This is a genomic window from Leifsonia sp. 115AMFTsu3.1 (genome assembly GCF_004362795.1).
In the GTDB taxonomy this organism is placed as follows: domain Bacteria; phylum Actinomycetota; class Actinomycetes; order Actinomycetales; family Microbacteriaceae; genus Leifsonia.
Genome location: NZ_SNYB01000001.1, coordinates 1,969,616 through 1,982,976, shown reverse-complemented (window position 1 = coordinate 1,982,976; position 13,361 = coordinate 1,969,616). Strand labels below are relative to the sequence as shown.

Sequence of the window (13,361 nt, the reverse complement as noted above, 5' to 3'; positions counted from 1 at the left end):
GCACCTTCCGGTGTGTCGCAGCCCCGCCGTTCGAGGTCCGGGGCTGACCTCCTCCTTCGCATCTCCGCGGGGAACGGCCGTCCCGGCCGCACCCCGATGAGAAACGAAAGGATCATGGAAAGAATCTCGAACCGCCTGCTGAGCTGGGCCTCCCTGCTGGAGGACTCCACGCGCGAGCAGGCGGTCACCACCTCGCGGATGTCGTTCATCCACCCGCACCTCGCCCTCATGCCGGACGCCCACCTGGGCCTCGGCGCCACGGTCGGGTCGGTCATCCCGACCCTCGGCGCCGTCATGCCCGCGGCCGTCGGCGTGGACATCGGATGCGGGATGATCGCCGTGCGGACGCAGTTCACGCGCGACGACGTGGGGGCCTCCTCCGCTCCGCTCTCGGAGCTGCGCACCCAGATCGAGCGCGCCATCCCCCTGTCCGCCGGCGCCCGCAACCGGAAGATCGTCGCGACCGCGGAGCCGCGCATCCAGGAGCTGACAGAGCTGGCCGAGCAGGCCGGGTTCGACCCGTCGACGCACCTGCGCGACTGGGAGCGCCAGCTGGGGTCGCTCGGCTCCGGCAACCACTTCATCGAAGTCAGCCTCGACGAAGAGGACGTGGTGTGGCTGTTCCTGCACTCCGGCTCCCGTGGCGTCGGCAACCGGATCGCCGGTCACCACATCAAGGTCGCGCAGGCGCTGATGGAGAAGTGGTGGATCGAACTGCCCGACAAGGACCTCGCCTACCTGGTCGAGGGCACGTCGGAGTTCGACGAGTACATCGCGCAGCTGCGGTGGGCTCAGCACTTCGCGCTGCTGAACCGTGAGGAGATGATGGACCGCGTGGTGCGTCAGACGTCGGAGTGGTTCGGCGTTGACGTGATCGAGTCGGAGCGCATCAACTGCCACCACAACTTCACGCAGAAGGAGAACCACTTCGGCAAGGACGTCTGGGTGTCGCGGAAGGGCGCCATCTCGGCGCGCGTCGGCCAGGCGGGCCTGATCCCCGGTTCGATGGGGACGGCGTCGTACGTGGTCTCCGGGCTCGGCAACCCGCTCGCGCTGCATTCCTCGCCGCACGGCGCTGGACGCCAGTTCTCGCGGACGGCCGCGCGCAAGCGGTTCACCATCGAGGAGCTGCGTGAGGCGATGACCGGGATCGAGTTCCGTGACACGGAGGCGTTCCTGGACGAGATCCCGCAGGCGTACAAGCCGATCGACCAAGTGATGGCCGACGCGGCCGACCTCGTCGAGATCCGCCACACGCTTCACCAGCTGGTCAACGTGAAGGGCGACTGACCGCCGGCGGCCAGACACCGACCGTAACAGCACAGAAGGCCGGCCCTTTCGGGCCGGCCTTCTGTCATCTTTGGTGGATCTGAGGGGACTCGAACCCCTGACCCCCTGCATGCCATGCAGGTGCGCTACCAGCTGCGCCACAGACCCAGAGTGTGCGCCGTTCGGGCCTTTCGGACCTCCCGGAACAACTCATTCAGACTACTACATCGCGCCCGCCAGAAAAAACTGAGCGCCGCTCGTGTCAGTCGAACAGCTCGCTGAGCCAGTTCTCCTTCTTCTTCTTGTAGGGGCGCTGGCCCTGCTGGTCGTAGCGGGGGTCGCTGTAGCGCTGGTCGCCATACCGGGGCTCACGGTACTGCGGCTCCGCGTACGGCTGCGGCGCGGCGTACTGCGGCGGCACCGGCTGCGGGGCGGCCTGGGGGCCGGGCGCGGCCGGAGCCGAGGTCCCGGCGCGGTCGATGATCTTGTCGAGCTCACCGCGATCGAGCCAGACTCCCCGGCACTCGGGGCAGTAGTCGATCTCGATGCCGTGGCGTTCGCTCATGACCAGGGTCGCGTTGTCATTGGGACACTTCATTTGCCCATCCAAGCGGCCCTTCATGAGAGGCCTCTCAGGTGAACCCGACAGAACGCTGGGAGCCGGGTGCGCGGCGCCCTACTCGGCGTTCTCATGGACGGGCAGCTCGATCGGGATCGTCGGGCAGTCCTTCCAGAGGCGCTCGAGCGCGTAGTACATGCGGTCCTCTTCGTGGAAGACGTGCACGACGAGGTCGCCGAAGTCGAGGAGCACCCAGCGGCCCTCCCCCTTGCCTTCACGGCGCAGCGTCTTCACTCCGGCCTCATTGAGGCGGTCCTCCACCTCGGAGGCGATGGCGACGACGTTGCGCTCGACGCGCCCGCTGACCAGCAGGAACGCATCCGTCAGCGGCAGCGGGCCCGACACGTCGAGGGCCACGAGGTCCTGTCCGCCCTTCGAGTCGGCGGCGGCGGCAGCCACCTGCAGAATCTCCCGGGCGTGCTGGGATGCGGTCACGGAAGGTCCTCCGGTCGTGGGGTCGCGGTCGGTGCGAGAAGAGTGGCGCAGGTGCGGATGATCAGAACACCTTCAGCACGTAGGCGGCCACGAGCAGCGCGGTGACGCTCACCGCCAAGACGCCGGCCGTGACCATGAGGATCACCGGCAGCGTGTTGCCGCGCTTCTTCGGCGGGGCGATGACGCCCCGGGTGGAGGTGTGGGTGCTGATGGCGCGCGACGCGCGGACCGGCTGCACCTCCGAGGTGTTGAACTCGTTCTCCTCGCCGTCGAGCAGACGGTCGAGGTCCGAGGAGTCGATGCGGTCGGGGTGGGCGCCGGTGGCTCCCATCCCGCGCGGCAGGTCGATCGAGCCGGTGACCAGGATCTCCCCCGTGCTCGTCAGCGGCGCGCGGGTATCCGGCTGCGGGATGACGGGCAGGATGAGTGCGTTGGTCGTCGTCGCGGCGGTCGACTGGGCGACGTTGCGCGAGATGATCGGCTGGTTCTGGTCGTCCAGTTCGGCGGCCGTCGACCAGTGCCCGGTCGGCGGGGTGAACGGGCGGCGCTCCTGTGCGGCGGTCTCGCCGGGCTCCTCGTTCTTCACCGGGGCGGGCGCGGACGGCGCCTCGACAGCGGGGGCGTCGGCCTTCGGCTCCGCGGTGCCGAAGGCGGCGAAGGGAGAGGTGGAGCTCTGGGTGACCGTGGTCTCCGACTGGCCGGAACGGGATGCGGTCGGCGCTGACGACGGAGTCAGCGGGGCGAACGGCCAGGCCGACTTCTCGCTGGTCGGGGCGGGCGTCGCGGGATCGGCTGCGAGCGGATCGGCGGCGGGAGCAGCAGCAGCGGCCTGCGGAGCCGACGAGCTGGACTCCGCTGCCCCTTCCTTGGCGCCGGACTCTTCGGGACCGGACGTGAAGGACACGGGGAAGACCTGCTCCCCGGCGGCCGGCGCGTGATTGGCTTGGGCGTTGGCCTCCTGCGCCTGCAGCATCGCGCGGAGCTCGCGGCGCGTCAGAGTGCGCTCCGACCCGGCGTTCGCTGGAGCCGGCGGGGTGGACGCGGGTGCCGCGGGTGGCGTGGTCGGCTGGAGGATGGCCATCGGCTGCGTGACGGGCTCGGGCTGCGAGGTGTCCGGACCCTGACGGAACAGGTCGAAGGCGTCACGCGACGGCGACGAGACGCCGGGCTCGGCGAACGCGCTGGCCGGAATGGCCGGACGCTCCGGCTGGGCCGGCGCCTGCTCGGCCTTCGGGGCGGCGGGCTCGGCCTGCTTCGACTCGGCCTGCGGCTTCTCGGCGCCCTGCGCCTCAGCCTGCGGCTTCTCGCTCTGCTGCGCCGTGTCGGCCGCGGCAACATCCTCTTCGGGCGCGCGCGGGGGCACGGTGGTGGTCATCTCGGGGATCTGCCCGCCGGGGGTCGGCTCAGCGGTTCCGGCACGTCGGGAGGCGGAGCGCTCGAACTCCCTCGCCTGTCGCCGCGTCTGCGGCTGGCCCGTCGGCGGCTGTTCAGGCCACGATGTCATGCCACGCTCCGATACAGATGGTGTTTGGAGATGTATTGAACAACCCCGTCCGGTACCAGGTACCACACCGGGAATCCCCTGCTCACCCGGCTCCGGCAATCGGTCGACGAGATCGCCAGGGCCGGAACTTCCAACAAGCTTACGTCTTGCTCCGGCAATCCAGAAATACTCAAGTCATGTCCCGGGCGACTCACAGCCACGAAGTGCGCGAGCTCCCAGAGCTCCCTGACGTCGCGCCAGCTGAGGATCTGGGCGATGGCGTCCGCGCCGGTGATGAAGAACAGCTCGGCGTCCGGACGCTCGCGGTGCAGGTCGCGCAGGGTGTCGATGGTGTAGGTCGGACCGACCCGGTCGATGTCGACCCGGCTCACCGTGAACCGCGGATTGGATGCGGTCGCGATGACCGTCATCAGGTAACGGTGCTCGGGCGGGGTGACGGCGCCCTTCTGCCAGGGCTGACCGGTCGGGACGAAGATGACCTCGTCGAGGTCGAACGACTGGGCCACTTCGCTGGCGGCCACCAGGTGGCCGTGGTGGATGGGGTCGAAAGTGCCGCCCATCACACCGATCCGCGGCCGGCCCGTCTCCTTCAGCTCCATGCCCGGATCGGCTCAGTGCCCCTGGGTCGGGTGGCCGGTGCCGTGGTGCGTGGCACCCGGAGCGCCCGCGTGGGCGGCGGCGTCGGGGGCGGAGCGGTGGCTGTGCCGGTTGGCGACATCCTTGAAGCTCCAGGCGACGAAGGCGAGGGCGATGAAGAGGACGATGGCGATAGCGCCGAACGCCCAGGTGGGCATCGGCAGTTCGACGTGGGTCTCCGCCTCGGCGAGGACGGTCGTCAGGAATGACATCGTGCGTGATCCTTTCTCGGGGCCTTCGGCCCGCCGTCAAGTCTAGCGGTCGGTCACGCCCGGACCTGGCCGGACCCGCGGACGATCCACTTGGTGCTGGTGAGCTCCGGGAGTCCCATCGGCCCGCGCGCGTGCAGCTTCTGCGTCGAGATGCCGACCTCGGCGCCGAACCCGAACTCTCCACCGTCGGTGAAGCGCGTCGAAGCGTTCACCATCACGACCGCGGAGTCGACCTCGGCCAGGAAGCGCTCGGCGTTCTGCAGGTCGTTCGTGATGATCGACTCCGTGTGCTGGGTGGAGTACCGGCGGATGTGCTCGATCGCCTCGTCGAGGTCGTCGACCACCTTCACGGAGATATCGAGGCTCATGTGCTCGGTGGCGTAGTCCTCGTCCGTCACCGGCACCGCATCCGGAGCGAAGGGCAGAGCGCGGTCGTCGGCGTGGATGGTGACGCCCTCGGCGCGCAGCGCGGAGAGCACGGGCGGCAGCAGCCGCTCGGCGGCGGCGCGGTGCACGAGCAGCGTCTCGACGGCGTTGCACACGCTCGGCCGCTGGACCTTGGCGTTCCGGACGATGTCGACGGCCCAGTCCTCACGGGCAGACTCGTCGAGCACCACGTGAACGACACCGGCGCCGGTCTCGATCACCGGCACCGTCGACTGGGTCACCACGGCCTGGATCAGGTCGGCGCTCCCCCGCGGGATGAGCACGTCGACGAAGCCGCGCGCCGTCATCAGCTCGGCGGCGCCCTCGCGGCCGAAGTCGTCGATCGTCTGCACGGCATCCGACGGAAGGCCGGCGCTCGCCAGCGCCTGCTGGATGACGTGCACGAGCACGCGGTTGGTCTCGATGGCCGCGCTGCCGCCGCGCAGCACCGCGGCGTTGCCGCTCTTGATCGCGAGCGCGGCGATGTCGATCGTGACGTTGGGCCGGGCCTCGTAGATCGCGCCGACGACGCCGAAGGGGACGCGCACCTGCGTGATCTTCACACCGTTCGGCAACGAGCTGCCGCGCACGGCCTCGCCGACCGGGTCGGTCAGGCCGACGATCTCGAGGACGGCGTCGGCGAGACCCTGCAGGCGCGCCGGGCTCAGCGTCAGCCGGTCGAGCAGGCCGGTGGAGAGGCCGTTCTCACGGCCGTTGGCCAGGTCGAGCTCGTTGGCGGAGAGGATGTCGGCCGACGCGGCGAGCACACCGTCGGCGATGGCGCGCAGCGCGCGGTTCTTACGATCCGTGTCGGCGATCGCGAGGTCGCGCGACGCGGTCCTGGCGGCGGCGAGCCGTTCGTGCAGGGAGAGCGCGGCCGTGGGCAGCGCACCGGTCAACGAGGACATGCGTCGATTCTAGGACGCCGAGGCGTCGGACGTGACGGCTGCGGTCGAACCGGTGGAGAGCCCGGACCTGGGGACGGAAGTCTCGGATGCGTGGCTGTCGGGCGCCGGGGCGAACCAGGTCCCCACCTGCTCGCCGCGCAATGCCTGCGATACCAGCGACGTCGCGGTGAGCACCACGGCGGTGCCGCGCTCGGCGGCCTGACGGGCGGCCGAGACCTTGGTGACCGCTCCCCCGCTGCCGACGCCGGAGAGACCGGTCGACCCGATCTCGACGCCCTCCAGCTCGTCGTCCCAGCCGACGACCTCGATGCGCTCGGCACCGGGCTCGTGCGGCGGACGCGTGTAGAGCGCATCCACGTCGGACAGCAGCACCAGGAGGTCGGCGTCGACGAGCAGCGCGACCAGCGCAGCCAGGCGGTCGTTGTCGCCGAACCGGATCTCGTGCGTCGCGACGGTGTCGTTCTCGTTCACGATGGGCAGGATGCGGAGGTCGAGCAGCCGCTCCATCGCACGCTTGGCGTTGCTGCGGTGGGTCGGGTTCTCCATATCGCCCGCGGTCAGGAGCACCTGCCCAGCGACGATGTCGTAGCGATCGAAGCTGTCCTGGTAGCGGTAGATGAGCACGGTCTGACCGACCGCGGCCGCCGCCTGCTGCGTCGCGAGGTCGGTGGGGCGCTCCGAGAGCGACAGGAAAGGCGTGCCGGTCGCGATGGCGCCGGACGAGACGAGGATGACCTGCGTACCGCGGCCGTGGGCCTCGGCGAGGGCGTCGACCAGCGGCACGATCTGCCCCGCGTTCTCGCCGCTGATGGACGACGAGCCCACCTTGACGACGATGCGTCGGGCGGAGGGGATCTGGCTGCGGTCGTCGATGGTCATTCCTCTGCGGTCTCCTCGTCTCCACGGCTGCCGTCGGCCGCGCTGCGCACCACGTTGTCGTCGTAGCTGTCGTCCTGCCACAGCCCGGCCTCGCGCTCACGCAGGAGCTCTTCGCGGGCCTCGGCCTTCGCATCCATCCGCTCGAAGTAGTCGTCGCGGCGCTGAGCGCGGGTCGGACGCGCGTTGGTGTCCAGACGCACGTCGCTTCCGCGGGGCGAGGTGATGAGCTCCGCGGTAGAGGTGAGCGTGGGCTCCCAGTCGAACACCACACCGTTGTCACGGCCGATGACGACGGTGGAGCCGGCGACGGCGCCCGCGCGGACCAGCTGGTCCTCGACGCCGAGCTTCGCGAGGCGGTCCGCCAGGAAGCCGACGGCCTCGTCGTTCGCGAAGTCGGTCTGGGCGACCCAGCGCTCCGGCTTCGCGCCCAGGATGCGGTACACCGGGCCGTCCGTGCCGCCTTCGACCTTGACGACGAATCCGGAGTCGTCGACGGCCTTCGGGCGGATGACGATGCGGGGTCGTGCCTGCTCCAGCGCGGCCTGCTCGGCGCGCGCCTGCTCCACGATCTCGGCCAGGGCGAACGACAGCGGGCGAAGGCCTTCATGGCTGACCGTCGAGATCTCGAAGACGCGGTAGCCGCGCTGCTCGAGCTCCGGGCGGACGAAGTCGGCCAGCTCGCGGGCGTCCGGGACGTCGATCTTGTTCAGAGCGATCAGCTGCGGACGCTCGAGGAGCGGCGTCTGCCCCTCGGGGACCGGGTAGGCGGCCAGCTCGCCGAGGATGACGTCAAGGTCGCTCAGCGGGTCGCGACCGGGCTCCAGCGTCGCGCAGTCGAGCACGTGCAGGAGGGCCGAGCAGCGCTCGACGTGACGGAGGAACTCCAGGCCCAGCCCGCGTCCTTCGCTCGCGCCCTCGATGAGACCGGGGACGTCGGCGACGGTGTAGCGGACGTCGCCCGCCTGCACGACGCCGAGGTTCGGGTGGAGCGTGGTGAAGGGGTAGTCGGCGATCTTCGGCTTCGCGGCCGACATGGCAGCGATGAGGCTCGACTTGCCCGCCGAGGGGTATCCGACCAGAGCGATGTCGGCGACCGTCTTCAGCTCGAGCTGGACGTCGCCCTCCCACCCGGGGGTGCCCAGCAGCGCGAAGCCCGGCGCCTTGCGCTTCGGGTTCGCCAGCGCGGCATTGCCGAGGCCGCCGACGCCACCGGGAGCGACGACGTAGCGCATGCCGGGCTCCGACAGATCGACGAGCTCGTCGCCGTCGGCGCTCTTGACCACCGTGCCCACCGGGACGGGCAGTTCGAGGGTCTCGCCGGTGTGGCCGCTGCGGTGGTCGCCCATGCCGAAGCCGCCGTTGTCACTCGAACGGTGCGGGTGGCGGTGGTAGCCGAGCAGCGTGGTGACCTGCGGGTCGGCGACGAGGACGATGTCCCCGCCGTTGCCGCCGTTCCCGCCGTCGGGACCGGCCAGCGGCTTGAACTTCTCGCGCCGGACCGAGACGCACCCGTTGCCGCCGTTGCCGGCGCGCAAGTGCAACGTCACGCGATCAACGAACGTCGCCATGGTGCTCTCCTACTGCTTGTGGTGCTGAAACGGCGGATGGGCGGGCCGAAGCCCGCCCATCCGGAAGAGTGGTGCTCGTGGTCGAGGCTCAGGCCTCGGCCGCCACGATGTTGACGACCTTGCGGCCGCCCTTGGTGCCGAACTCGACCGCGCCGGCGGCGAGGGCGAACAGCGTGTCGTCACCGCCGCGACCGACGTTCACGCCGGGGTGGAAGTGGGTGCCGCGCTGGCGGACCAGGATCTCGCCCGCGTTGACGGTCTGGCCGCCGAAGCGCTTCACGCCGAGGCGCTGCGCGTTGGAGTCGCGGCCGTTGCGAGTGGAGCTCGCTCCCTTTTTGTGTGCCATGGTGTCTTCTCCTCGAGAGCCGTCGGCTACTTGATGCCGGTGATCTTGACGCGCGTGAGCTCCTGACGGTGGCCCTGGCGCTTCTTGTAGCCGGTCTTGTTCTTGAACTTCTGGATGACGATCTTCGGGCCGCGGAGGTCGCCGAGGACCTCGGCGGTCACGGTGACCTTCGCGAGGGACTTGGCGTCGGAGGTGATCTTGTCACCGTCGACCAGCAGCACCGGCAGGAGCTCGATCTTGCCGTCCTTGTCGGCCTTGACGCGGTCCATCGTCACGATGGTGCCGACCTCGACCTTCTCCTGCCGGCCACCGGCGCGCACAACTGCGTAAACCACTTTCACGTACCTTTTCGTCGGGGAACAGTTCCCGGCGCTGCCGCGGACCTGGTCCTGCTTCTTCAACTGTTTGGAAGTCACTGGCGAGTCCCGCCGGTAGCGACATGCTCCCGGCTGCTCTCAGAAAACCATGATGGCTGCGCGGGTCACACCCGGCACACACCAACGGTCAACTTTACCCGACGCCCGACAGGCCGTCAATTCAGCGGCCGTCGTCACGGTGGCGACACCGTTCCGGCTTCGGGACCGTCCGGCTCCGACTGCGGAACCGGTTCCTAGAATCATTCTATGACGGTCCTGATCGATCCCCCGGCATGGCCGGCCCACGGCATGTTGTGGTCGCATCTGGTCAGCGACGCGTCGCTCGACGAGCTGCACGCCTTCGCCGAGGCGAACGACATCCAGCGCCGCGCCTTCGACATCGACCATTACGACGTGCCCGACCGGCGCTACGACGAGCTCGTGGCGGCCGGAGCGCATCCCGTCTCCGGCAAGGAGCTCGTGTCGCGGCTCATCGCCAGCGGGTTGCGGGTGCGGGCGCGCGACCGGGTCCGCCGCCGACACTGACGGCGTCCCGGTCGCTCCAACCCGGTGGTGGAGGCTACTCGCCCTTCGGCGCCAGCTCACCGCCGGCGATGACCGCCGTGCTCGCGCGTCGGCTCCGGTTGCGGCCCTGACCCGGCTCCTTCGGCGCGGGCAGCGCCTCGAGGACGGAGTCGAGCAGGAGCTCGGCCTCCTCCGGCGACGGACGCGCCGCGGGCGGCCGCACCTCCGCCGGCTCCGGGAGGTCGAGGAGCGGGAGGATCGGCTCGGCCGACGGCTCCGAAGCCCCAGCCTCGGGCGCAGCCTCCGCCGAGACCTCGGTCGGCTGCTCCGACGCGGGCTCGCTGACCGTGTCCTCGGACGGCGTGGTCTCGGCCTGCTGCCGGTCGGCACCGCCCTTGCCCTTGCGGCGGCGCTTCTTCGTGGCGGTGACCTCGGTCAGCGTCACCTCGGTCACGCTGATCTGCTCGACGTCGGCCGACGCGGCGCTCTCCTGCGCCTTCGCCTCCTCGTCGTGGTGGATGGTCGACGCGGCGATCTTGGCCAGCGCGTTCTTGGCGTCGTCGGTAATGGCGTGCGTGCCGTTGTGGCCGCCTGCGCCGTTTCCGCCGTTTCCGTTGCCGTTCCCGTTCGAGCCGCCGTTGCTGCTGCCGCCGGTGCTTCCACCGCGGCCGCGGCGACGCTCGTTCTGCGGCTGCTGCGGCTGGCGGTGCTTGACGACCGGGTCGTGGTGGACGATGACACCGCGGCCGGCGCAGACCTCGCACGCCTCGCTGAAGGTCTCCAACAGGCCGAGGCCGAGCTTCTTGCGGGTCATCTGCACGAGACCGAGCGAGGTGACCTCGGCGACCTGGTGCTTCGTCCGGTCGCGGCTCAGGCACTCCACCAGACGGCGGAGCACCAGGTCGCGGTTCGACTCCAGCACCATGTCGATGAAGTCGACGACGATGATGCCGCCGATGTCGCGCAGCCGGAGCTGACGGACGATCTCCTCGGCCGCCTCCAGGTTGTTCTTGGTGACGGTCTCCTCAAGGTTGCCGCCCGAGCCGACGAACTTGCCGGTGTTCACGTCGACGACGGTCATGGCCTCGGTGCGGTCGATGACGAGCGAACCGCCCGACGGCAGCCACACCTTGCGCTCCAGCGCCTTCTCGATCTGCTCCGTGATGCGGAACTCGTCGAACGCGTCGCGCTCCCCCGTGTACGGCTCGACGCGGTCGAGCAGGTCGGGGGCGACCTGGCGGAGGTAGTTCTCGATCGTCTGGCGCGCGTCGTCGCCGGCGATGACGAGCTTCTGGAAGTCCTCGTTGAAGACGTCGCGGATGATCTTGATCAGGAGGTCCGGCTCGCTGTGCAGGAGAGCAGGAGCCTGCTGGGTCTCGACACGCGTGCTGATGTCGGCCCACTGCGAGGTCAGGCGGGTGACGTCGAGCGTCAGCTGCTCCTCGGTCGCGCCCTCGGCGGCGGTGCGCACGATCACGCCCGCGTTCTCGGGCAGCACCTCCTTGAGGATCTTCTTGAGGCGCGAGCGCTCGGTGTCCGGGAGCTTGCGGCTGATGCCGTTCATGGATCCGCCCGGCACGTACACGAGGTAGCGGCCCGGGAGCGAGATCTGGCTGGTGAGACGGGCGCCCTTGTGGCCGACCGGGTCCTTCGTGACCTGGACGAGCACGCGGTCGCCCGGCTTCAGGGCCAGTTCGATGCGGCGCGGCTGGTTGCCGGTCTCGACCGCATCCCAGTCCACCTCGCCCGAGTACAGGACGGCGTTGCGGCCACGGCCGATGTCGACGAACGCGGCCTCCATGCTGGGGAGCACGTTCTGCACGCGGCCGAGGTAGACGTTGCCGATGAGCGACGCCTCCTGCGAGCGGGCGACGTAGTGCTCGACGAGCACCTTGTCCTCGAGCACGCCGATCTGGATGCGGCCACCCTTCGAGCGGACGACCATCTGCCGGTCGACCGACTCGCGCCGGGCCAGGAACTCGGCCTCGGTGATGACCGGACGGCGACGGCCGGCGTCGCGACCGTCGCGGCGGCGCTGCTTCTTCGCCTCGAGACGCGTGGACCCCTTGACCTTCTGCGGCTCGGTGATGAGCTCGGGCTCGCGCGGCGTGCGCACCTTGACGACGGTGTTGGCCGGGTCGTTGGCGTTGTCGCGCGACTCGCCCGCGCGGCGGCGGGACCGACGGCGGACACCGCCGGCCGGCTCCTCGTCGCCCTCGGGGAGCGGCGGAAGCGGCAGGACGTCCGGCGCCTGGAAGAGCAGGGTCGTCGGGGGCAGGCCGGGCGCGGCGGCGCCGACGACCGGCGCCTCCGCCTCGCCGTGCTTGTCCGGGAGCGCCGGCGGCTCGAGGCCCGCCGCGGGCTGCACGCCGTCGGCGGCGAGGGCGGGCTGTGCCGCGGCCTCACCGGCGGCGGGCGCCGTCTCCTCGACGGTGGCAGCCTGTGACGCTTCGGGCTCGGCGACCGTCTGCTCGGCGGTGGGCTCGCCGGCGGCCTGCTCGGCCGCTATCTGTCCGGAGGAAGGCGGGAACGCGTCGGCCTGTGCGGCCTGGAAGGGCTTCTTCACGACGCGTCGTGCGCCGAAGAGCCCTTTGCGCTTCCGTCCTCCCGTCTCCGTCTCGTTGTTGTCCGTGTTGTCGATATTTTCGTTATCCACCATCGCTGGTGCACTCCTCGACCGGTGGCGGTTGCCCGCTCACCGGGTCTCTCCGTCGGGAGGCGGCGCGAGCGGCGCCTCCCTCAATCCTGTTCGGATACCGCCGGGCTCGTGGCGCGGCCTGCATCCGGCTCATGTTCTCCACCGGCCATCACGGCCGGCATTTTTCACGGACGCTCTGGGCGCCCTCAAGCCTTCTGTCGGTGCTCCCGGCCTCGGCCGGGACGACTGCTGCAACGATTATCGCACGGGCGCGGGCCCACCCGAGTCTCCTCCCAGGACGACACGCAGACGTCATGCCATAATCCGAGGGTGCCAGACAGCCCCGCCGAGGTTTCCTACCGCCGCCCGACCGCTCTCGCCGTCTTCCTGATCGTCGCCGGACTCATCGGAGTCTGGGCGGCGTTCATGCTCACCGTGGACAAGTTCCACCTCCTGGAAGATCCGAACGCGCAGCTCTCCTGCAACTTCTCCGTTCTCGTCGGGTGCGCCAAGAACCTCAACTCCTGGCAGGGATCGCTGCTCGGCTTCCCGAACCCGATCCTCGGTCTCGGCGGCTGGACGGCCACGATCGCCGTCGGCGCGGGCCTGTTGGCGAATCGTGCGCGCTTCGCCCGCTGGTACTGGATCGCGTTCAACGTGGGCGTGCTGCTCGCGCTGGTGCTCGTGATCTTCCTGATCACCCAGTCCATCACCGTGCTCAACGTGCTGTGCCCGTGGTGCATGGTGACCTGGCTCGTGACCATCCCCACCTTCTGGGCGGTGACCCTCTACAACCTCAAGGAGGGCAACATCCCGGTGCCGGAGCGCGCTCGTCGCGTGTTCCGCACCCTGTACGGCTGGGTGCCGCTGATCACCATCGTCTGCTACGCGATCGTCGCGATCCTTGCTCAGATCCAGCTCGACTGGATCCACCGCGCCTTCGTCTGATCGGCGCCTGAAACGGAGGAGCATCCGACCCGGCACGCCGGTGAATGCGCGAAAAGGAGGCGCCCGGGGCCGTAGCGGCCGGGGGCGCCTCC

The 13,361-nt window shown here is 69.9% G+C and carries 14 protein-coding genes and 1 tRNA gene; 3 read left to right on the top strand and 12 right to left on the bottom strand.

Annotated elements, in window-relative coordinates; all coding sequences use genetic code 11:
• Positions 1-114 precede the first annotated feature (114 nt).
• Complete coding sequence (locus AXZ95_RS09620; RefSeq protein ID WP_018190823.1) at positions 115-1,290, top strand: RtcB family protein; 1,176 nt, start codon at positions 115-117, stop codon at positions 1,288-1,290.
• A 71-nt stretch (positions 1,291-1,361) separates the two neighbouring features.
• Here the strand turns inward: AXZ95_RS09620 and AXZ95_RS09615 are convergent.
• The 11 genes from AXZ95_RS09615 to rplU all read right to left on the bottom strand — a co-directional run bounded on the left by AXZ95_RS09615 (position 1,362) and on the right by rplU (position 9,137).
• Positions 1,362-1,437, bottom strand: a tRNA-Ala gene (locus tag AXZ95_RS09615).
• A 94-nt stretch (positions 1,438-1,531) separates the two neighbouring features.
• Complete coding sequence (locus tag AXZ95_RS09610; protein ID WP_018190822.1) at positions 1,532-1,867, bottom strand: zf-TFIIB domain-containing protein; 336 nt, start codon at positions 1,865-1,867, stop codon at positions 1,532-1,534.
• A 78-nt stretch (positions 1,868-1,945) separates the two neighbouring features.
• Complete coding sequence (gene rsfS / locus AXZ95_RS09605; RefSeq protein WP_018190821.1) at positions 1,946-2,323, bottom strand: ribosome silencing factor; 378 nt, start codon at positions 2,321-2,323, stop codon at positions 1,946-1,948.
• Positions 2,324-2,384: 61 nt separating this feature from the next.
• Positions 2,385-3,827 (bottom strand): hypothetical protein, encoded by a 1,443-nt coding sequence (locus tag AXZ95_RS09600; RefSeq protein WP_231374399.1) that lies wholly within the window; start codon positions 3,825-3,827, stop codon positions 2,385-2,387.
• The gene (gene nadD / locus AXZ95_RS09595; RefSeq protein WP_018190820.1) at positions 3,824-4,426 is read right to left on the bottom strand and encodes a nicotinate-nucleotide adenylyltransferase; all 603 of its coding nucleotides are present in this window, start codon (positions 4,424-4,426) and stop codon (positions 3,824-3,826) included. Before nadD ends, AXZ95_RS09600 begins: the two co-directional genes overlap by 4 nt.
• Before the next feature lie 12 nt (positions 4,427-4,438).
• The gene (locus tag AXZ95_RS09590; protein WP_018190819.1) at positions 4,439-4,675 is read right to left on the bottom strand and encodes a hypothetical protein; all 237 of its coding nucleotides are present in this window, start codon (positions 4,673-4,675) and stop codon (positions 4,439-4,441) included.
• A 53-nt stretch (positions 4,676-4,728) separates the two neighbouring features.
• Positions 4,729-6,009 (bottom strand): glutamate-5-semialdehyde dehydrogenase, encoded by a 1,281-nt coding sequence (locus AXZ95_RS09585; protein WP_018190818.1) that lies wholly within the window; start codon positions 6,007-6,009, stop codon positions 4,729-4,731.
• A gap of 9 nt (positions 6,010-6,018) precedes the next feature.
• Complete coding sequence (gene proB, locus AXZ95_RS09580) at positions 6,019-6,888, bottom strand: glutamate 5-kinase (protein ID WP_018190817.1); 870 nt, start codon at positions 6,886-6,888, stop codon at positions 6,019-6,021.
• A complete protein-coding gene (gene obgE, locus AXZ95_RS09575) occupies positions 6,885-8,456 on the bottom strand; it encodes a GTPase ObgE (protein WP_018190816.1) in 1,572 nt (523 codons plus the stop codon). Before obgE ends, proB begins: the two co-directional genes overlap by 4 nt.
• Before the next feature lie 88 nt (positions 8,457-8,544).
• Entirely contained in the window at positions 8,545-8,802 is a 258-nt protein-coding gene (rpmA, locus tag AXZ95_RS09570; RefSeq protein ID WP_018190815.1) for a 50S ribosomal protein L27, read from the bottom strand.
• 26 nt (positions 8,803-8,828) lie between these two features.
• Positions 8,829-9,137, bottom strand: coding sequence for a 50S ribosomal protein L21 (rplU, locus tag AXZ95_RS09565; protein ID WP_026307153.1), 309 nt, complete (start codon positions 9,135-9,137; stop codon positions 8,829-8,831).
• A 288-nt stretch (positions 9,138-9,425) separates the two neighbouring features.
• On the opposite strand from rplU, the gene AXZ95_RS09560 reads away from it, so the two are divergent.
• Complete coding sequence (locus AXZ95_RS09560; protein WP_018190813.1) at positions 9,426-9,704, top strand: DUF4031 domain-containing protein; 279 nt, start codon at positions 9,426-9,428, stop codon at positions 9,702-9,704.
• 34 nt (positions 9,705-9,738) lie between these two features.
• On the opposite strand, the gene AXZ95_RS09555 is transcribed toward AXZ95_RS09560, so the two are convergent.
• Complete coding sequence (locus AXZ95_RS09555; protein WP_018190812.1) at positions 9,739-12,342, bottom strand: Rne/Rng family ribonuclease; 2,604 nt, start codon at positions 12,340-12,342, stop codon at positions 9,739-9,741.
• 309 nt (positions 12,343-12,651) lie between these two features.
• Between AXZ95_RS09555 and AXZ95_RS09550 the strand changes: the two genes are divergently transcribed.
• Positions 12,652-13,269 (top strand): vitamin K epoxide reductase family protein, encoded by a 618-nt coding sequence (locus tag AXZ95_RS09550; RefSeq protein ID WP_018190811.1) that lies wholly within the window; start codon positions 12,652-12,654, stop codon positions 13,267-13,269.
• The last annotated feature ends 92 nt before the right edge of the window (positions 13,270-13,361 follow it).

Coding starts and splice junctions, on each gene's coding strand:
- AXZ95_RS09590 (WP_018190819.1), bottom strand. CDS start 4,675: ATGTCATTCCTGACGACCGTCCTCGCCGAGGCGGAGACCCACGTCGAA.
- AXZ95_RS09610 (WP_018190822.1), bottom strand. CDS start 1,867: ATGAAGTGTCCCAATGACAACGCGACCCTGGTCATGAGCGAACGCCAC.
- AXZ95_RS09555 (WP_018190812.1), bottom strand. CDS start 12,342: ATGGTGGATAACGAAAATATCGACAACACGGACAACAACGAGACGGAG.
- AXZ95_RS09560 (WP_018190813.1), top strand. CDS start 9,426: ATGACGGTCCTGATCGATCCCCCGGCATGGCCGGCCCACGGCATGTTG.
- AXZ95_RS09585 (WP_018190818.1), bottom strand. CDS start 6,009: ATGTCCTCGTTGACCGGTGCGCTGCCCACGGCCGCGCTCTCCCTGCAC.
- nadD (WP_018190820.1), bottom strand. CDS start 4,426: ATGGAGCTGAAGGAGACGGGCCGGCCGCGGATCGGTGTGATGGGCGGC.
- rpmA (WP_018190815.1), bottom strand. CDS start 8,802: ATGGCACACAAAAAGGGAGCGAGCTCCACTCGCAACGGCCGCGACTCC.
- obgE (WP_018190816.1), bottom strand. CDS start 8,456: ATGGCGACGTTCGTTGATCGCGTGACGTTGCACTTGCGCGCCGGCAAC.
- AXZ95_RS09600 (WP_231374399.1), bottom strand. CDS start 3,827: ATGACATCGTGGCCTGAACAGCCGCCGACGGGCCAGCCGCAGACGCGG.
- AXZ95_RS09620 (WP_018190823.1), top strand. CDS start 115: ATGGAAAGAATCTCGAACCGCCTGCTGAGCTGGGCCTCCCTGCTGGAG.
- proB (WP_018190817.1), bottom strand. CDS start 6,888: ATGACCATCGACGACCGCAGCCAGATCCCCTCCGCCCGACGCATCGTC.